This window comes from Mannheimia granulomatis, from assembly GCF_013377255.1.
GTDB lineage: Bacteria > Pseudomonadota > Gammaproteobacteria > Enterobacterales > Pasteurellaceae > Mannheimia > Mannheimia granulomatis.
This window is the reverse complement of record NZ_CP016614.1, coordinates 1,726,226-1,746,005: the sequence shown is the minus strand read 5'-3', so window position 1 is coordinate 1,746,005 and position 19,780 is coordinate 1,726,226. Positions and strand designations below refer to the sequence as shown.

20 protein-coding genes and 1 riboswitch are annotated in these 19,780 nt (G+C 37.6%); of the genes, 11 read left to right on the top strand and 9 right to left on the bottom strand.

The genetic code is table 11. From position 1 onward, the window contains the following. Positions 1–133 precede the first annotated feature (133 nt). From A6B41_RS08055 to A6B41_RS08040, 4 genes are all read left to right on the top strand, one after another. Complete coding sequence (locus tag A6B41_RS08055; protein ID WP_027074150.1) at positions 134–772, top strand: nitroreductase family protein; 639 nt, start codon at positions 134–136, stop codon at positions 770–772. Between the two features lie 107 nt (positions 773–879). Continuing rightward, complete coding sequence (locus tag A6B41_RS08050; RefSeq protein WP_027074151.1) at positions 880–1,413, top strand: TIGR00645 family protein; 534 nt, start codon at positions 880–882, stop codon at positions 1,411–1,413. A 69-nt stretch (positions 1,414–1,482) separates the two neighbouring features. Next, positions 1,483–2,853, top strand: a complete 1,371-nt coding sequence (gorA, locus tag A6B41_RS08045; RefSeq protein ID WP_027074152.1) for a glutathione-disulfide reductase — start codon at positions 1,483–1,485, stop codon at positions 2,851–2,853. Between the two features lie 99 nt (positions 2,854–2,952). Then, a complete protein-coding gene (locus tag A6B41_RS08040; RefSeq protein ID WP_237052462.1) occupies positions 2,953–3,255 on the top strand; it encodes a hypothetical protein in 303 nt (100 codons plus the stop codon). A 114-nt stretch (positions 3,256–3,369) separates the two neighbouring features. Here the strand turns inward: A6B41_RS08040 and pgi are convergent, their stop codons facing one another. Both pgi and ubiK read right to left on the bottom strand, forming a co-directional pair. Next, positions 3,370–5,010: a glucose-6-phosphate isomerase gene (gene pgi / locus A6B41_RS08035; protein WP_027074154.1), complete on the bottom strand. Its 1,641-nt coding sequence runs from the start codon at positions 5,008–5,010 to the stop codon at positions 3,370–3,372. 31 nt (positions 5,011–5,041) lie between these two features. Continuing rightward, positions 5,042–5,290: a ubiquinone biosynthesis accessory factor UbiK gene (ubiK, locus tag A6B41_RS08030; protein ID WP_027074155.1), complete on the bottom strand. Its 249-nt coding sequence runs from the start codon at positions 5,288–5,290 to the stop codon at positions 5,042–5,044. Between the two features lie 178 nt (positions 5,291–5,468). Then, a riboswitch (PreQ1 riboswitch) is annotated at positions 5,469–5,513 on the top strand. A 3-nt stretch (positions 5,514–5,516) separates the two neighbouring features. Here ubiK and queC point away from each other — a divergent pair. From queC to A6B41_RS08015, 3 genes are read left to right on the top strand one after another with little or no spacing between them, the layout of a single operon-like run. Then, positions 5,517–6,173: a 7-cyano-7-deazaguanine synthase QueC gene (queC, locus tag A6B41_RS08025; protein ID WP_027074156.1), complete on the top strand. Its 657-nt coding sequence runs from the start codon at positions 5,517–5,519 to the stop codon at positions 6,171–6,173. A gap of 3 nt (positions 6,174–6,176) precedes the next feature. After that, a complete protein-coding gene (queD, locus tag A6B41_RS08020) occupies positions 6,177–6,599 on the top strand; it encodes a 6-carboxytetrahydropterin synthase QueD (RefSeq protein WP_027074157.1) in 423 nt (140 codons plus the stop codon). After that, on the top strand, positions 6,599–7,225 hold the full coding sequence (locus A6B41_RS08015; protein WP_027074158.1) for a 7-carboxy-7-deazaguanine synthase QueE: 627 nt from the start codon (positions 6,599–6,601) through the stop codon (positions 7,223–7,225). Before queD ends, A6B41_RS08015 begins: the two co-directional genes overlap by 1 nt. 90 nt (positions 7,226–7,315) lie before the next feature. On the opposite strand, the gene A6B41_RS08010 is transcribed toward A6B41_RS08015, so the two are convergent. Continuing rightward, positions 7,316–8,374 (bottom strand): hypothetical protein, encoded by a 1,059-nt coding sequence (locus A6B41_RS08010; RefSeq protein WP_027074159.1) that lies wholly within the window; start codon positions 8,372–8,374, stop codon positions 7,316–7,318. Between the two features lie 239 nt (positions 8,375–8,613). Further along, on the bottom strand, positions 8,614–9,915 hold the full coding sequence (locus A6B41_RS08005) for an isochorismate synthase (RefSeq protein WP_027074160.1): 1,302 nt from the start codon (positions 9,913–9,915) through the stop codon (positions 8,614–8,616). Positions 9,916–10,106: 191 nt separating this feature from the next. On the opposite strand from A6B41_RS08005, the gene A6B41_RS08000 reads away from it, so the two are divergent. From A6B41_RS08000 to priA, 4 genes are all read left to right on the top strand, one after another. Continuing rightward, positions 10,107–11,324, top strand: a complete 1,218-nt coding sequence (locus A6B41_RS08000) for a pyridoxal phosphate-dependent aminotransferase (protein ID WP_027074161.1) — start codon at positions 10,107–10,109, stop codon at positions 11,322–11,324. A gap of 99 nt (positions 11,325–11,423) precedes the next feature. Then, positions 11,424–12,317 (top strand): EamA family transporter RarD, encoded by an 894-nt coding sequence (gene rarD, locus A6B41_RS07995; protein WP_027074162.1) that lies wholly within the window; start codon positions 11,424–11,426, stop codon positions 12,315–12,317. Positions 12,318–12,333: 16 nt separating this feature from the next. Next, on the top strand, positions 12,334–12,954 hold the full coding sequence (locus A6B41_RS07990; RefSeq protein WP_027074163.1) for a LysE family translocator: 621 nt from the start codon (positions 12,334–12,336) through the stop codon (positions 12,952–12,954). Beyond that, a complete protein-coding gene (gene priA / locus A6B41_RS07985; protein ID WP_027074164.1) occupies positions 12,951–15,164 on the top strand; it encodes a primosomal protein N' in 2,214 nt (737 codons plus the stop codon). Before A6B41_RS07990 ends, priA begins: the two co-directional genes overlap by 4 nt. A 139-nt stretch (positions 15,165–15,303) precedes the next feature. On the opposite strand, the gene metQ is transcribed toward priA, so the two are convergent. The 5 genes from metQ to metN form a co-directional block, all read right to left on the bottom strand. Then, entirely contained in the window at positions 15,304–16,095 is a 792-nt protein-coding gene (gene metQ / locus A6B41_RS07980) for a methionine ABC transporter substrate-binding lipoprotein MetQ (protein ID WP_027074165.1), read from the bottom strand. 63 nt (positions 16,096–16,158) lie between these two features. Beyond that, complete coding sequence (locus A6B41_RS07975) at positions 16,159–16,989, bottom strand: MetQ/NlpA family ABC transporter substrate-binding protein (protein ID WP_027074166.1); 831 nt, start codon at positions 16,987–16,989, stop codon at positions 16,159–16,161. A 108-nt stretch (positions 16,990–17,097) separates the two neighbouring features. After that, positions 17,098–17,928, bottom strand: a complete 831-nt coding sequence (locus A6B41_RS07970; RefSeq protein WP_027074167.1) for a MetQ/NlpA family lipoprotein — start codon at positions 17,926–17,928, stop codon at positions 17,098–17,100. Between the two features lie 22 nt (positions 17,929–17,950). Continuing rightward, on the bottom strand, positions 17,951–18,628 hold the full coding sequence (locus tag A6B41_RS07965) for a methionine ABC transporter permease (RefSeq protein ID WP_027074168.1): 678 nt from the start codon (positions 18,626–18,628) through the stop codon (positions 17,951–17,953). After that, positions 18,618–19,652, bottom strand: a complete 1,035-nt coding sequence (metN, locus tag A6B41_RS07960) for a methionine ABC transporter ATP-binding protein MetN (RefSeq protein ID WP_027074169.1) — start codon at positions 19,650–19,652, stop codon at positions 18,618–18,620. Before metN ends, A6B41_RS07965 begins: the two co-directional genes overlap by 11 nt. Between the last annotated feature and the right edge of the window lie 128 nt (positions 19,653–19,780).

The window sequence follows — 19,780 nt, the reverse complement described above, 5'->3', positions numbered from 1 at the left end:
CTTGTTAATGCTGTGGTCCATGTGATAATTTTGACCTATCTCAATAAATGAGTGAAATACCTCTTTGAGGTTCTTACATTTCATATTCCTAAGTTATAGACTGTTTAAATTTTGATGAATGCAAGGAAAAACTATGGAGTTAAAAAATGTAATTGAACAACGTAAGACCATTAAAGCGTTCGATTCAAGTGTAAGAATAAACCGAGTTGAGTTAGAAGAAATGCTCACTCTCGCACAACTTGCTCCTTCAAAAGCGAATTTACAGCCTTGGCGCTTTGTTGTGGTAGATGACCAACAGGTTAAAAAAGCGCTATCTGCTCATGTAGCCTTTAATGGACCTCCCTGTGAAACTTCTTCAGTAGTAATTGCTATTTTAGCCGACTTACAGTATGAAAGATTATTAGGCGATATTTTAGAAAATTCAGTGAAAAACGGTTGTTTGCATGAAAGTTTTAGAGATCGTAGTTTTGATTTTTTGTTGAATTTACATAATCAACTAAGTGAAGCAGAGATTCGAGATCAGGTTTTAATTGATTCTAGTTTAGTGTCAATGCAATTAATGTTGATAGCGAAAAATAAAGGTTATGACACTCATGCTATTGGTATTTTTGATCGTGATGCAGTGTTGGATTTGTTGAAAATTGATAAAGAACGCTATTTACCGGTTATGTTGTTAGCCATAGGGAAAGCTGCAGCTCCTGCATTACCAAGCTGTCGTTTGCCACTAGAATACACCGTTTCTTGGAATGATGGAAAAGGTTTTAAAAACTAAGAAAAATAGCTATTATACAAGCGGTCGAATCTGTTAATTTTTTTGCAAAAAATTGTCAGAATTTGACCGCTTGTTTTTTATTTTTAGTTGCTATTTATTGGAGTATTATGCAAACAGAATTAAATGCCCGAGCAAATATTTTAGGGAAAATTATTTTTGCCAGCCGTTGGCTACAATTACCGATTTACTTAGGGTTAATTGTCGTTCAAGGGATTTATGCTTATAAATTTATAAAATCGCTGTACGAATTAGTCGTAAATTTAAATCAAATGGATGCAAATACCGTTATGTTGGCGGTGTTAAATTTAATTGATGTGGTGATGATTGCAAACTTGTTAGTTATGGTGATTGTAGGAGGATATGAAACTTTTGTTTCTCGGTTGAAAGTAAACGATCATCCTGACCAACCGGAATGGCTTGATCATGTGAATGCGACTATTTTGAAAGTCAAGTTATCAATGGCAATTATTAGTATTTCTTCTATTCATTTACTGCAAACTTTTATTAATGCTTCCAGATTAGATGAAAAAACGATGTTATGGCAAGTGGTGATTCATATCGCTTTTATCATTTCTGCATTGGCAATGGCTTATATTGATAAGGCTCTTAATTCTTCACATACTAAGCATAAAGCCTATTAGAGTAATTTGAACTATTTTTTATAAAAGTTGTTAGAATAATTAGAGTAATTCATTGTAAGGAGCAAAATCATGGCTAAACATTATAATTATATAGCTATCGGTGGTGGTAGTGGTGGAATTGCCTCTATCAATCGTGCGGCCAGCTACGGTCAGAAATGTGCAATTATTGAAGCTAAATATTTAGGGGGAACCTGTGTGAATGTTGGCTGTGTGCCGAAAAAAGTTATGTTTTACGGTGCTCACATTGCTGAAGCTATTCATCGATATGCTCCGGACTATGGTTTTGATGTAGAAGTTAACCATTTTGATTATGCAAAATTGGTGGAAAGCCGACAAGCGTATATTGAGCGTATTCATGGTTCTTACAACAATGTATTAAGCAAAAATAGTGTTGATGTACTTAACGGTTTTGCCCGTTTTAAAGATGCTACAACCATTGAGGTGAGTTATCCTGATGGTTCAACAGAAGAAGTAACCGCAGATCATATTTTAATTGCAACAGGTGGACGCCCTAGTATCCCGGATGTGAAAGGGGCAGAGTATGGCATAACTTCTGATGGTGTATTTGCATTAACAGAGTTACCGAAACGTCTTGCCATTGTTGGGGCCGGCTATATTGCAGTTGAGTTGGCCGGAGTTTTTAACAGTCTTGGAGTAGAAACACACTTATTTGTGCGTCAACATGCCCCGGTGCGTAACCAAGATCCGTTAATTGTTGAAACTTTAGTTGAGGTGCTAGCTCAGGACGGTATAGCACTACACACTCAAGCTATTCCAAAAGAAGTGCTGAAAAATAAGGACGGTTCTTTAACTTTACAATTATCAGATGGACGTGAAACAACTGTAGATACGCTTGTTTGGGCAATTGGCCGGGAACCTGCAACTGATGTGATAAATTTGGAGGCTGTTGGGGTAGAAACCAATGAACGTGGTTTTATTAAAGTCGATAAATTCCAAAATACTAATGTGCCGAATATTTATGCGGTGGGCGATATTATTGAAGGTGGCATTGAGTTAACGCCTGTTGCAGTTGCTGCTGGTCGCCGTTTATCAGAACGTCTGTTTAATAATAAACCAAATGAGCATTTAGATTACAATTTAGTGCCAACAGTTATATTTAGTCATCCACCTATTGGTACCATTGGGTTAACAGAGCCTCAAGCTATAGAGCAGTATGGCGAAGGAAATGTGAAGATATATAAATCCTCATTTACAGCAATGTATACCGCAGTTACTGGGCATCGTCAGCCTTGCCGAATGAAATTGGTATGTGTAGGGGCTGATGAAAAGATAGTAGGGTTGCACGGTATCGGATTTGGCGTAGATGAAATGATTCAAGGTTTCGCTGTAGCGATTAAGATGGGGGCAACAAAAGCTGATTTTGACAGCACAGTGGCTATTCATCCAACAGGTTCTGAAGAATTTGTAACCATGCGTTAAATATAATACAATAAGTGTTCCCTATAGGAAAAAGGAAATTTTATTAATATTTGGATTAACATGAGATCTTCTCTTGGTTTTATAGCAATATGTTCTTTTATGGTTAATGATGTTTATGCGGATTATCCATCCAGCCATAAGGCTCAGCCTGACTATCTTAAAAAATCAGATAATAAACAAGCGTTTAAAATATCTGAACGTAAAATTTTGAAACAGGCTCAAAATGAAATGGAAGAAGAGGTGAGTAGCTTTTCGATGGAAGAGCTGAGGCTTGGTGCTCAACATATTCCGGATAAAGCCGAAGTTCAATATTTTAAATCACAGTGCCGATATGCGTTTATGTCTGATAAAGATATTATAGCCAACCGCTGTGAAGTAAAAAAAGTGATAAGAGATAAATAAAAAATGGAGCTTTGGCTCCATTTTTTATAATTTGAATTCAGTTTGCTTTGTTCATATAACAAGCGGTGGAATTTGCTAAAAATTTTGTAAATTTCACCGCTTGTAAAATATATACTAACGCCAAGCTTTAAATTGATTGATTAAACCGTTAGTCGAACTGTCATGGCTTGTGATTTCTTCATTATTTTCCAGTTCAGGCAAAATACGGTTAGCTAACTGCTTACCAAGTTCCACTCCCCATTGGTCGAAGCTGTAAATATTGAAGATCACACCTTGTACGAAGATTTTATGTTCGTACATTGCAATCAACGCACCTAAGCTGTATGGGGTAATTTTCTGTACTAAAATTGAGTTGGTTGGTTTATTGCCGGTAAAGACCTTAAACGGTACGATTTCAGCCACTTCATCTAAGGTTTTGCCTGCATCTAAGAACTCTTTTTCTACTGCTTCTTTTGATTTACCAAATGCAAGAGCCTCAGTTTGAGCAAAGAAGTTAGAGAGTAATTTATTGTGATGATCGCTTAACGGGTTATGCGTTTGTGCCGGTGCGATAAAATCACAAGGGATTAATTTTGTGCCTTGGTGAATTAATTGGTAGAACGCATGCTGACCGTTTGTTCCCGGTTCGCCCCAAATAATCGGTCCGGTTTGATGAGTAACCGGTTTGCCATCACGACCGACAAATTTACCGTTAGACTCCATATTACCTTGTTGGAAATAAGCTGCAAAACGGTGCATATATTGGTCATAAGGTAAAATAGCTTCAGATTCTGCACCTAAGAAATTGTTATTCCAAATACCGACTAAGGCTAATGTAGTTGGAATGTTTTTCTCAATCGGGGTGATTAAGAAATGGTTATCCATTGCGTGAGCTCCTGCCAGCAATTGTTCGAAATTGTCAAAACCGATAGAAAGGGCAATAGATAAACCGATTGCAGACCAAAGTGAATAGCGGCCACCAACCCAATCCCAGAATTCAAACATATTAGCGGTATCAATGCCAAATTTTGCTACTTCGTTCGCATTGGTTGAAAGTGCCACGAAGTGTTTCGCTACCGCAGATTCATCTTGAGCCAAATCTAATAACCATTTACGAGCTGAAAGCGCGTTAGTCATGGTTTCTTGGGTCGTGAAGGTTTTTGAGGCGACTAAAACTAAAGTTGTTTCAGGATTGACTTTACGTAATACTTCTGCAATATGTGTGCCGTCCACATTGGACACAAAATGCATATTTAAGTGGTTTTTATACGGTCGTAGGGCTTCTGTTACCATATAAGGCCCTAAATCTGAGCCTCCAATACCGATATTAATAACATCGGTAATCGCTTTGCCGGTGTAGCCTTTCCATTCACCTGAAATCACACGCTCACAGAAAGCTTTCATTTTTGTTAATACCGCATTAACTTTCGGCATTACATCTTTGCCATCCACAGCGATTGGCGTATTTGAGCGGTTACGTAAGGCTACATGTAAAACGGCACGGTTTTCGGTACGGTTGATTTTTTTGCCCGAGAACATTGCATTTTTGGCAGATTCTAAGCCACATTCGTTAGCAAGTTGGCGAAGTAGATTGAGGGTTTTTTCATTAATGGCATTTTTTGAAAAATCGACTAACAGCTCATTTTCAAAACGAAGTGAATATTTATCAAAGCGGTTTGCATCGGCTGCAAAAAGTTGAGGTATAGTCAGCTTGTCTGCTTTATGTTGCTCTAATGCATTCCAAGCAAAAGTTTGAGTTGGATTGATTTTTTGCATCTTTATTTCCTTTTACTAAATGTGAATAGGTTTAAGATTGTGCATCTTTTGTTAATTCATCAAGGCGTTTTTCTAATTCATTTAATTTTTCACGGGTGCGTAGTAAAACCTGCGATTGCACGTCAAATTCTTCACGGGTAACCACATCAAGACGAGCTAATTGGGCTTGCAATATTTGTTTAAATTTTTCATCGAGGTCGTTACCGACGTTTCTTAAACCTTGAGGTAAGGCATTGTGTAATTGTTGAGCAATGGCTTCTAAGTTTTTTGGGGTGAGCATTTTCTAATTCCTTACAATAAAATTACCCTAATTCTAGTTAATTTTGGGTATAAGAGAAAGTAAATTCTTTGATTTATTGCAAGAGTAGATGCTATTTAAATAGCCTTTTTATCAATTTCTCTGTAAAATGCCGCCTTTCGCAAAATACAAGGCAAAAAGTACCGCTTGTATTTTTTCATCTTACGTGGTTCGTAAACCTCCCACGCAAAAAAACTAAGGACACAATATGACTAACCAAACTCCAAAGGCTGTTGTGATTTTTTCCGGCGGTCAAGATTCCACTACTTGCTTGTTTCAAGCTATCGCTGAATTTGGCAGAGAAAATGTAGAAGTCGTCACTTTCCAATATGGGCAACGCCATTCCATTGAATTGGAAAAAGCAGCATGGATTGCCCAAGATTTAGGGGTGAAGCAAACTTTGATTGATACCTCAGTAATTAAAGCTATCACCACCAATGCCTTAATGGACGATAAGGCGGATATTCAACAACACGGAAGCACGCCAAATACCTTTGTGGATGGACGTAATGCATTATTTTTGCTCTATACCGCCATTTATGCCAAAGGACAGGGTATTCAAACTATTTTTACCGGTGTGTGTGAAACCGATTTTAGTGGTTATCCAGACTGTCGTGATATATTTGTGAAATCAATGAATGTTACACTCAATTTAGCGATGGATTACAATTTCAATATTCGCACGCCATTAATGTATTTAACCAAAAAAGAAACTTGGGCATTAGCCGATCGATTAGGGGCTTTTGATTACATTCGTGAACACACCCATACCTGTTATTTAGGCGTTGAGGGCGGCTGCCACACCTGTCCGAGTTGTGTATTGCGTGAAAAAGGCTTGCATGAATATTTGGCAGAAAGAGGTTAAATGATGTTTAAAATTGCAAAAGAATTTAGTTTTGATATGGCTCATATGCTAGATGGGCACGATGGTAAATGTCAAAACTTGCATGGACATACCTATAAGCTACAAGTTGAAGTGACCGGAGATTTACATCAAAATGGGGCAAAGCGTGGTATGGTGATGGATTATTCAGATCTGAAAGCTGTGGTGAAAACCTATATTTTAGAGCCAATGGATCATGCCTTTATTTATGATTTAAATAGCGAACGTGAAAGCCAAGTGGCTCAACTGCTGATTGATTTAAAATCTAAAGTTTATGGTATTCCAAGCCGCACAACGGCGGAAGAAATGGCGAAATATATGTTTGAAAAGCTAGAAAGAGTAGGCTTGCCGGTAAGTTTGATTCGTTTATGGGAAACGCCTACTTCCTATTGTGAGTACAGCAAATAATGGGAATGTTAATTTCTAATCCCAGTTTTCCGATTGTCGAGATTTTTGAGAGCTTGCAAGGTGAAGGTTTTAATACCGGAATGCCGGCAATTTTTGTACGCTTTGGCAAATGTAATCTTACTTGTCCATGGTGTGACACTAATTACAATCAATTTGAGTCATGGACATTAGGTGATATTCTTGCCAAAGTTCGAGGCTATTCGGCAAAAAATATTATCATCACTGGCGGTGAGCCAACTATTCAGCCGAATTTATCTCTGTTATTGGATCAACTAAAGCAAGAGGGCTATTTTTTAGCAATTGAAACTAACGGCTTAAAGGAAATTCCGTCACAAATTGATTATATCGCAACCAGCCCGAAGCGAATGTATCAGGAAAAATACCAACGCCGTTGTATTGCTTTCGCAAATGAAGTGAGAGTTGTGGTGGATGGTGAGGTACAAGAGTTTTGTGAACAGTTGGAAAACAAAATCAAAGCCGAACATTATTACCTTTCACCTTGTGAGGTTGAGGGAAAAATGAATTTGTTAGACACCATTACGCAGTTAGGTTTGTTGAACCAACGACCAAATAAGCCAAAATGGCAGTTGAGTATTCAAACCCATAAAATGGTTGGTATTGAATAGACTTGAAGAAGTTATTATTTCCCACAAATTTAAAGAACTGATGCCGATAGATACCAGCATCAGTTCTTTTTATTTTAGTTGAATTAATGCTTACTGTTGTTTTTCACTAACCATTACTGCTTGCCAGTTATCGTTTTTCGCTTCACCGATTAAATATTTCTGATCAGAAGCCCCAGATTTAGAATCAACAAACTTAATATCCATTACCGCTTTATCCATTCCTTGCGTATAGCTTTTTTGATTGTGGGTTAAAACTGCAGCAATAATAGGGTTGCTTTCTGTAGGTGTAACAATTAATTGCTTGGTATCGCCTGTGATAGTAAAAAGATCAGAGGTTTCATCTTTTACTTGACCTGTAGCTTTACCATTTTCAAATTTAATTGAGATATCGCCAAATTTGCTGATGCGTGCAGCAAACTCTTTATTTTGAGGGTTTGAACCATATATAAAGCCCTCTTTTTTACTATAAACCGCAGTTAAATCCTGAGCGATATTACTGTTTACGCGGTTTTCATCATACACCACAAAATAGCGACTAAATTTATCGGCAGCATCGACAAGATTCTTGCTATTTGTATCGTGATAGTAGCCGTAGAACAGATCATCACTGTGACGCACTATAAAATCTGCTGATTTATGCTCTGCTCCAATATTAGCTAATGGCAATACAATAGTTTCTTTTTCTTCAATAATTTTTTTGCCACTTACGCTATCATACTTTGTTTGAACGCCGGCTTTATCTACTAAGATAAATTGATTAAGGGTTAAGGTTTGTGCATCTTTGTCGAGTGTTACTGAGCCGATTTTGTCAAATGATGCATCTATTTTTTTCTCTTGTGGTTGTGATGCAACAGATGCGTGTTTTACAGAAGGTATCGTTTCAGGCTGAGGTTTTTTCTCTATTACATCACTTTGAGCTGACGGCTGCTGGTTTTGAGAGTTAGGCAATGCTTGTGCTTTATCCTGACCTTTAGAGCTAGCCGGTTCTTGAATGTTATTTTTTTCCTGGTCGTTATTTATTTCTGCAGGTTTATGTGAGACTGGAGTCGGATTCGGATTTGATACCGCACCGCCGCTACTACCACCTCCGCAAGCAGTTAAAACTATGCCTGCGGCAAGTGTTAGAATTAATTTTTTATTTAGTTTCATTGAGATACTCCTTAATTATAAAAAACGCGAAATTTTATCAAATATTTTTATATAAGATATGATTAAGTGGTCTGATGAGATTTTATGCAAACGATTTTATGATAAATAATTTTTAATTATGGAATATCAATATAAGTTTATGATGATAGAGGCTCTTATTTAGTAATAAATTGCTTTGAAATGAAAAGAGTGTACTAGTAGAAAGGGGAACCAGTTTTGAAGAGCTGGGTATTAATCCCTTAAATCTCACTTACTACCAAATCAATATTTAATAATTTCGCAATACCTTGTGATTTACGCTTGATTTCTTGCCATTCAGATTGAGGATCGGATGCCTCAACAATGCCGGCTCCTGCATATAAAGTAATGGTATTAAAAGAGATAAGAGCTGAACGTAAGGTAACACAAAACTCCGATTCTCTTTGACTCATTACCCCTAATGTTCCGGCATACCAGTGACGGGTAAATGGTTCATTTTGAGTGATAAATTGAATTGCATTTTGACGTGGTAGTCCTGCAACAGCAGCAGTTGGGTGAATTCTTAACAAACAATCTCTATCTGACATATTGCTTTTCAATTCGGCCTGAATTTTACGGCGTAAATGTTGAACATTATTTAGGCGTTTAATAGTGGCTTCTGCCACTTCAAAACTATTCACACAATCTTTTAGATTATTTTCGATATCATCAACCACTAATTGATTTTCATGGATATTTTTTGGATCGCTTAATAGCCATTGAGCATTTAATTCGGTTTGAATTTCACTTGGCATAACTGCAGAGGTACCGGCAAGGGCCTCAGTAAAAAAACATTTTCCTTGTCTTTGATATAGACGTTCCGGGGTAGAGCCGATAAAAGCATTTTCTGCACTTTCCGCCCATAAGAAATGGTAACATCCCAGATTAGTTTTTTCACTTTCGGCTAATAAATCATAGCAGGAAATCGGCAATTCAAAGTTAAGTGTGGTTGCATTTGCCAGCACTACTTTACGAAAAAATCCCTCTTTTATGGCTGCAATAGCCTTATCAATATTCTGTTTCCATTGCTCAAAATTACTGGCAGAATTAATGGAAAGCATAGTATTGTTGGTAAGACTTAACTGAGCAACTTGCTCAAAATTCGCGAGAAATTGCTCAAAAATGACCGCTTGTTGTTGGTAGTGGTCGCTGTCGAAATAAAAACAAGCGGTCAAATTTTGCTGATTTTTTATCAATGAAAATTGCGGCAAAATAAATTGTGTATTACCTTCAAATTGCATACCACCAATTAAAGGTAAGTTTTGTTGTTCAATAAAGGTTTGTGCCGCTTCAAGAGTATTAAATTGTTTAAGTATCCCGATAGTCGCGATGGCCTGAGCTGAATCGCGATATTGTAGAAAAAAATGCGGATAGTGGTTTTCTTGTGCTTTTAACCAACCAAGTAATGAGAAACTCTCTTCTGAATAGGCAACAGAGGCTTGAATGGCAATCAAACCTTGATGATGACTGATTTCTGTATAACCTTTTATAAGTTCTTGTTTTAGTTGATTAAAAATAGGCATTTGCAAAAAAATAAGAAAACTTAACCGCTTGTTTTTAGCTGATCGAAAAAAAGGTCCCCATTTTAACGCATTTCCTCTTTTTTTTCCTCCCAAATTAGAGTAATGTTTACAAATTCATTCCAAATTATTTATTTTTTGAGCAGATGGGATGAATACTACTATCAGAATAACAAAGTAATAGGAAGTTTATAATGGATCGTTTCCCAAAATCAGATAAATTAGCACAGGTTCGCTACGATATTCGCGGGCCTATTCACAAAGAGGCTCTTCGTTTAGAAGAAGAAGGGCATAAAATTTTAAAATTAAATATCGGCAACCCTGCTCCTTTTGGTTTTGAGGCCCCTGATGAAATTTTAGTAGACGTTATCCGTAATCTTCCAACCGCTCAAGGCTACTGCGATTCAAAAGGGTTGTATTCAGCCCGCAAGGCGATTGTGCAATATTATCAATCTAAAGGCATGCGTGGCATGGATGTTAACGATGTTTATATTGGTAACGGTGTGTCTGAGTTGATTACAATGTCTATGCAGGCGTTGTTAAATGATGGTGATGAAATTTTAATCCCAATGCCGGATTATCCGTTATGGACGGCAGCCTCAACCCTTGCCGGTGGTAAAGCGGTGCATTATCTGTGCGATGAAGAAAATGAATGGTTTCCGGATATTGAAGATATTAAATCAAAAATTACACCACGCACTAAAGGAATTTTGGTTATTAACCCGAATAACCCGACCGGGGCTGTGTATAGCCGTCAAATCTTATTAGAGATTGCAGAACTTGCCCGTCAACATAATTTGATTATTTTTGCGGACGAAATTTATGAAAAAATTCTTTATGATGGTGCGGTGCATCATCATATTGCGACCCTTGCTCCGGATGTATTAACCGTAACCTATAACGGTTTATCGAAAGCATACCGTGTGGCAGGTTTCCGCCAAGGGTGGATGGTATTAAGCGGTCCGAAAAATCAAGCAAAAGGCTTTATTGAAGGTTTAGATATGTTAGCCTCAATGCGTTTATGTGCCAATACGCCGATGCAACATGCTATTCAAACCGCATTAGGTGGCTATCAAAGCATTAATGAATTTGTGTTGCCGGGCGGTCGTTTATTGGAACAACGCAATAAAATGTATGATTTATTGGTGCAAATTCCGGGTATTAGCTGTGTGAAAGCCAAAGGTGCGTTATATATGTTCCCGAAAATTGATACGGAAATGTATGGCATTAAAGATGACCAAAAATTTATCTACGATCTACTGCAACAAGAAAAAGTGTTATTAGTGCAAGGCTCCGGCTTTAACTGGAAAAAACCAGACCACTTCCGTGTGGTCACATTGCCTTATGCACACCAAATTGAAGCGGCAATCGGGCGGCTTGCGAATTTCTTGAAAACATATCGTCAAGAGTAGCTCAAATCTTATCAATTCCCCTCTTTTCTAAAGATGGGAATTTGATCTCTATAGGTAGATTTGAAAATTATTCATTCATTTTTTAAAGTCTTATTTTAAATGTTAAAAGGTATTCTTTTTTCACTTTCAGCTTCCGTTTTATTTGGCTGTATGTATTATTTGGCGATTTTTCTACGCCCACTTTCCGGAGAAAGTGTGTTTGGCATTCGAATGGTAGTTACATTGCCTTTTCTTTTTTTGGCATTATTTCTATTTAAAAAACAAAAAGATTTTTTTGCCTTTATTCAACGTTTGATAAAAGAGCCTTACCTTTTGCTCGTTATCTTAGTTACCTCGGGCATTGTTGGTGGGCAGATGTGGCTATTTTTATGGGCACCGAATAGCGGAAAAGCGATTGAAGTTTCAATGGGCTATTTATTAATGCCGATTGTGATGGTTGCATTTGGTAAAGTAGTTTATCAAGAAATGCTTTCCTTCAATAAATGGTTGGCCATTATTTTTGCTTTTATTGGAGTGATGAGCAATATTCTCTTGTCCGGAAAACTGTCGCTCGAAAGTCTGTTTGTATGTACCGGCTATCCTATCTATTTCTATTTACGCCGTAAGTTTGGTTTGAGTCATCTATATAGTTTTGTCTGTGAAATTTTATTTTTGATTCCGGTTGCATTATATTTTATCGGAAAAACGGATATGCTTTATATTGAAAGCCAAAATCCGAATATCTACTATTTTATTGTCTTGCTTGGTTTAATCAGTGGGGCGGCGTTAATTTCTTATACCTTGGCAAGTACGATTTTACCTTTTAATGTGCTTGGACTTTTAGGTTATGCAGAGCCTTGTGTGATGCTGGTAATTTCATTTTTAATTGGCGAAACTTTAGCAAAAGAAGCTTATCTTTTAATGGGCTGTTTATTAATTGCGGTTTTACTTTTAGTTTTAGACGGTGCAATGGCACTTCGTCGGCAACGTAAATATCGCAAATTAGCGAAATAATTATTTTGAGGTCAAAATGGACGGAATTGTAAATTATTGGGGATTTTTAACCGCTTGTATTTTGCTGAATTTAACTCCGGGTTCAGACACAATTTATATTATTACTCGAACGATAGCTGAAGGGAAAAAAGCAGGCCTGGTGTCCGCTTTTGGTATTTTAGGTGGCATGCTGATTCATATTTTAGCAGTGTCGCTTGGGTTGGCAGGAATTGTTGCTCACTCTCCAACGCTATTTTATATTTTGAAATACCTTGGTGCGGCGTATTTAGTTTACCTCGGCATTAAAATGTGGCGAGAGCCTTTGGTAATTAACCAAGTGGATTTGGATAAACTGCCGCTTTGGAAAATTTTTCGCCAAGGTGTGTTAACAAATTTACTGAACCCAAAAGTAGTGCTGTTTTTCTTAGCATTATTACCTCAATTTGTATCACATAATTTAGAAAACACTTTCCTGCCTTTTCTATTATTGGGCCTAACGTTACTTACAACCAGCACGTTTTGGGTAACAATATTGGTGTTGGCAGCCGCTCCTTTGGGGCATTTTCTACGCTCTAACAAAACAGTTGGTGATATTATGAATAAAATCTGCGGCTCGATTTTTATTGCTTTGGCGACAAAAATTGGTTTAGAAAGATGAAATTAATTCGCCTAGCACTGCCGGTGCCGTTAAATCGCTATTTTGACTATCTGCTACCTGAAGGTGTGACGGCACACAAAGGCTGCCGAGTTGTTGTGCCTTTTGGTCGTCAAACCAAAATCGGGATTGTGGTCGATTTTCCGGAGTCTAGTGATATTCCCATTGAAAAACTCAAGCCAATTCAATCTGTGCTGGATACCCATTCGATTTTTGATAAAGAGATTTGGCTACTGCTGGATTGGGCTGCTCGCTATTATCACGCCCCGGTTGGCGAGGTGCTGATAAATGCCTTACCGATTAAGTTGCGTAATGGAGATTCTACCGAACGTACTCAGCCGGATTATTTTATTGTGACCGAACAAGGGCGGAAATCTCTGCTAAACGGTGAAAATAAAAAAGCGAAGAAGCAGGTTGAGTTGCTTACTGAGCTGGCAGAATTTGCAAAATTTTTTGAAAAACCGACCGCTTGTAGCCCCTCTGCGTGGAAGGGATTATTGGAAAAAGGTTATGTAGAAAAGATTGATGTGCCTTTTATCGCCCAAAGTTGGCAGCAAACTCTTGGTGAATTACCATTAGTCAATGCCTCAAACCGTTTAACACTTAATAAACAACAAACTTTAGTAGTAAGTCGATTAAATGCACAGAAAGGATTTACCGCTTTTTTACTTAATGGAGTAACCGGCTCGGGTAAAACTGAGGTCTATTTACAGCTCATTGAAGAAGTGTTAAAACGAGGCGAGCAAGTTTTGGTGTTGGTGCCGGAAATTGGCCTTACTCCACAAACGGTACAGCGTTTTAAAGCCCGTTTTAATGTGGAAATAGACGTTTTACATTCTAATATGAATGAAACTCAGCGGCTAAATGCGTGGCTGCGGGCGAAAAATGGAGAAAGTGCGGTTGTCATCGGTACTCGTTCAGCCCTTTTCACTCAATTCTACAAACTTGGCGCAATTATTTTAGATGAAGAGCATGACAGCTCATTCAAGCAGCAAGAGGGCTGGCGTTATCATGCCCGTGATTTGGCGGTGCTTCGTGCGAAAAACTGTGATGTTCCGATTGTGTTAGGCTCGGCAACTCCCAGCCTTGAAAGTATTCAAAATGCCCAAAACGGTAAATTTGTGGAACTTGCTTTAACCGCCCGGGCCGGTAATGCTCAGTTGGCAAATCAGCAGATTATTGATTTAAAAACCCAGCGAATTACTGCAGGCTTATCTGAGCGTTTGCTTTCAATGATGAAAACGCATTTAGAGCAGGGTAACCAAGTAATGCTATTTTTAAACCGCAGAGGTTTTGCCCCAGTATTACTTTGCCACGAATGTGGTTGGATCTGCGAATGTGAGGCGTGCAATAAACCTTTTACTTACCACCAAAAACAGCGGGTGCTACGCTGTCATCATTGTGCCAGCCAAAAAGTGATCCCACGTCAATGTGGGCATTGTGGTTCAACTAATCTGATTACCACAGGAATTGGGACAGAGCAGTTGGAGCAAGTGCTTAATGAGCAATTCCCAACTTATCAAGTGACTCGTATCGACCGTGATTCAACTGTTCGTAAAGGGACGTTGGAGAATCATCTAAAAGATATTCGAGAAGGCAAAAGCCGAATTCTGATTGGTACACAAATGTTGGCGAAAGGGCATCACTTTCCGAATGTAACATTAGTTGCAATTGTGAATGTGGATTCCACTCTATTTTCTACTGATTTTAGAGCAGAAGAACGTTTAGCCCAACTCTATTTACAAGTGGCAGGCCGTGCCGGACGAGCTGAGAAAAAAGGAGAAGTGGTGTTACAAACTCATTATCCTGATCATCCATTGCTGAAAACCTTACTTGAGCAAGGTTATGCTGCTTTTGCACAAGAAGCCTTAAAAATGCGCAAGCTAATGAGCCTACCACCTTTTGCTTCTCAGGTTTTATTTCGGGCAACAGGCAAAGATAACGCTCAAACTTTAACCGTGCTGGAACATTTACAGGATTACTTTCTGCAAAAAATTCAGCAATATAATTTACAAGGCGTACGGGTTTTATCGCCTTTTTCTGCTCCAATGGCAAAAAAAGCAGGGTATTATCGTTGGTTATTACTGATTCAGCACCCTACACGCAATGTATTGCAAAAGCTGTTAGATTTTTGGGATATGGAACGGGAAAGTTTGGTGATACCGGCTAATATTAGACTCTCCGTGGATATTGACCCGCAAGAGATAGGATAGAAAGGTAAAAACCACCTTCTAGAAGGTGGTTTAGAGATTATCATAAAAAAATAAAGCTGTGCTGTATTAAAAATCACTATAAACTATCACACAAAAATTGAGCTACAATTTATATGTAGATTCGCATTTTTAGTCATAATTACCAGCCTTTAACCATAGCTCCTTTAAATTCTTCATTCGCTTTATTATAGACTTCTTCTGTTTGATAAGCTTTTACAAAATCCTTAACTGCTTCTGAATGCTGATTATTTTCACGAGCAACAATTAAATTAACATAAGGAGAGTCTTTATCTTCTACAAATAATCCATCTTTTGTAGGCGTTAATCCATTTTGCCCTGCGTAAGTGGTATTAATGATAGAAAAAGTAACATCATCTAAAGTACGAGGTAAAAGTGGTGCTTCAATTTCTTGGATAACTAATTGGCGAGGATTTTCAACAATATCTACACTGGTCGCTTTTAAACCTGCGTCGGCTCTTAATTTAATTAAGCCTTGTTTTTCTAATAAAATTAATGCACGGGCTAAATTAGTCGGATCATTTGGCACTGCGATAGTATCACCATCTTTTAATTGGTCAAGCGACTTAATTTTCTTTGAATACTCTGCAATTGGATAAACAAAAGTATTACCGACCGGCACTAGTTTATAGCCCTTTTCTTGAATTTGGTTATCTAAATACGGCTTATGTTGGAAAGCATTAAGGTCTAAGTCTCCTTTATTGAGCGCTTCATTTGGGGTCGCATAATCAGTAAAGACGACTAATTCTACGTCACGATTATATTTTTCTTTCGCAATTTTAGCTGCAACTTCCATCACTTTATGTTCAGGACCGGAAATCACACCGACTTTCAGCTTTTCTGCTTTATCATTACAAGCGGTCAAAAATAGCGTAGAAATTGCAAATATACCTAAAATTTTGTTAAGTTTCATCATATCTCCTTGTTAAAAAGAATGAGCAGCAACATTAGCTACTGCTCATTTTGGTCATGTAAATTACCAACCTTTTACCACACCACCGTTAAATAATTTTAATGCTTCTTGGAACACTTCTTCAGTTTGGAATGATTTCACGAATGTTTGTAAACGAGGATCATCTTTATTATCTTCACGGCTAACTACTAAGTTAACATAGGGTGAATCTTTTGATTCTACAATGATACCGTCTTTATCAGGGCTTAAACCAGCTTGACCTGCATAAGTATTGTTGATTACCGCTAATTCAACATCATCTAACATACGGGTTAATAATGCTGTGTCAGCTTGCACGATTTTGATATTTTTCGGGTTTTCGATAATATCATTTTCAGTAGCAAATACATTTTTTGGATCTTTTAATTTAAGTAAATCATGTGCCTGAAGTAATAATAACGCACGGGCAGTGTTACTTGCATTATTTGGAATCGCAACCGTTGCGCCTTCTTTTAGCTCAGAAATATTTTTGATTTTTTTCGAATAAGCGGCAATCGGCCATACCAGGGTGTTACCAATAACAGCTAACTTATAGCCACGATCTTTTATTTCCTGTTCCATATACGGTACAGTTTGGAATGCGTTAGCATCTAAATCTTTCGCATGTAATGCCGCATTTGGTTGTGTGTATTCAGTAAATTGCACTAACTCCACATCTAAACCATATTTTTCTTTCGCAATTTTTACTGCGACTTCGGTCATTTGTGCTTCAGGTCCTGTCATTACGCCGACTTTTAACGGAGCTTGTTTCTCCACTTTTGCAGGTTCTGCTGCTGTTTGCGTTTTTTCTTCTTTACACGCGGTTAATGCTAAAGCAGACACTAACGCCACGCTTAATAGTTTTTTAAAGTTCATGTTTGTTCTTCCTATATTTAGAGATATTAAAGATAAAAAAGCGATTAATCTAAGAGCTCAAACTAACTGTTCAAACTAAGCGATTAATCGCTATGTTAAAAAAGGGTATTACCAGCCTTTTACAACACCGTCTTTAAAGTGTTTTTGTGCTTCTTGATACACTTCTTCGGTTTGGTAAGACTTAATAAAGTTTTGTACATTTGCAGAATCTTTATTATCTTGGCGAGATACAATAATATTCACATATGGTGAATCTTTAGATTCAACAAATACCCCGTGATCTTGTGTATTTAAGCCAACTTGCCCTGCGTAAGTGTTATTAACTACCGCTAAATCCACATCATCTAATGCTTTTGCAGCAACAGAAGTGTCTACTTCTTTAATTTTTAAATTCTTTGGATTTTCGATAATATCTAGCGATGTTGAAAATAAGTTAGTGTTATCTTTTAATTTAATTAAGCCTTGTTTTTCAAGCAAAATTAACGCACGAGCTAAGTTTGAAGGGTCGTTTGGTACCGCAATGACAGCCTCTTCTGCTAACTCAGATACATTCTTAATTTTTTTCGAATAACCTGCTAATGGATAGACAAAGGTATTACCTACAATCACTAAGTTATTTAAACCTTTTGATTGGCTATCTTTATCTAAGTATGGTTTGTGCTGCATAGCATTCACGTCCAAATCACCTTTGCTTACCGCTGTGTTTGGTAATGCGTAGTCATTGAATAAAACAAATTCTACTTCTAAGCCATATTTTTCTTTCGCAATTTGAGCTGCACGTTCTGCAACAGTATGCTCCGGACCGGACATTACACCCACTTTAATTTTTACAGCCGGTGTAGCAACTTGAGCGGCCGGCTCTGCTTTTTTCTCATCCTTACAAGCTGTTAATGCCAATGCAGATACTAACACCATGCCTAATACATTCTTGAAATTCATACAAACCTCTGTTAAATAAAAATTAACGATGATCGTAACGTTTTGCCAAATAGTCGCCTATTTTTTGGCTCACCATCACAATCGCGACAATAATGATTGTTGCGATCCATTTTACATAAACCATATTACGGTGTTCGCCGTAACTGATTGCTAAATTACCTAAACCACCGCCGCCAACAGCTCCAGCCATAGCTGAATAGCCAATTAAGGCAACTAAGGTTAAGGTAATACCATTGATTAAAATTGGTAATGATTCCGGCAAATAAAATTTACTTACAACCTGCCAATTAGTTGCGCCCATCGATTTTGCAGCCTCTGTCAAACCTGAGGGAATTTCCAATAATGCATTGGAAGTTAAACGTGCAAAAAACGGAATGGCTGAAATACTTAATGGCACAATTGCTGCGGTTGTTCCTAAAGTAGTTCCGACAATTAAACGAGTAAATGGTAATAAAATAATCAATAAAATAATAAACGGAATAGAACGCCCGATGTTAATAATGACATCTAAAATCTGATGTAATCTTCGGTTTTCCAAAATCTCGCCTTTGCCGGTCAAAAAGGCTAAAAAGCCGATTGGTAAACCAATCACCACTGCTAAAGCCGTTGCCACAAATCCCATATAGATGGTTTCAAAAGTAGATTCCCATACTAAGCCCCACATCTGTGGCGTCATCTCTTTTATAAAATCAGCCCACATAGCCTAACACCTCTACTTTTACATTATTATCCATTAAATAAAACTTAGCCTCAGCAATAGAATCCGGATTTCCTGTTACTTCTGCAATAACAAAACCGAATTTTACTCCACCGGCATAATCAATTTGCGACATCAAAATACTAAAATCAATACCAAATTTTTTCGATACAATTGAAAGCAATGGGGCATCAACCGAACGGCCGGTAAATTCAAATTTAATTATCGGCTTACTATTTTCGCTTGGCATAGCTGAAAGTTGCTCGGTATATTCTTGCGGCAAATCAAAATGGAAAGTTGATTGGATAAACTTCTGTGCCAATTCTGTTTTCGGATTAGAGAAAATCTCGCTTACCGAGCCTGACTCAATCAACTGTCCTCTATCAATTACTGCCACACGGTCGCAAATACGTTTTACCACTTCCATTTCGTGTGTAATCAATAAAATAGTTAAACCTAAGCGTTTATTAATATCTTTTAATAATTGAAGAATAGATTGCGTAGTTGCCGGGTCTAATGCACTGGTTGCTTCATCACAAAGTAACACATGCGGGTCGCTTGCTAACGCACGGGCAATTGCCACACGCTGTTTTTGTCCGCCCGAAAGATTTGCCGGATAAACATCTTTACGATCAGTTAACCCGACTAACTCCAATAATTCATTCACTTTTTTCTCAACTTGATCTTTAGGCGTATGACTTAAACGCAAAGACAACGCCACATTCTCAAATACAGTCTGTGAAGAAAGCAAATTAAAATGTTGGAAAATCATCGCAATATTACGGCGAGCTGAAATCAACTCTTTATCCGACATTGCAGTTAAATCTTGCCCATCAACAATCACTTGCCCAATTGTTGGGCGTTCTAATAAATTAACACAACGAATTAAGGTACTTTTCCCGGCACCTGATGCTCCGATTACACCATAAATTGTGCCTCTCGGAACCTCTAGGTTTACATTATCTAGAGCAGTAATTTTATTGCCCTTCACCTCAAATTGTTTGCTGATATTTTTCAGCTGAATCATTTTTTATTTATCCACATTAATTAAATATTATTTTTCACTATTTTAGACGTCTAGAATGCTATGTCAATTCACTCATACAAATTTTTTATTCCAAATGAGCATAGCGTATAAAATAATTGCTTGCATCT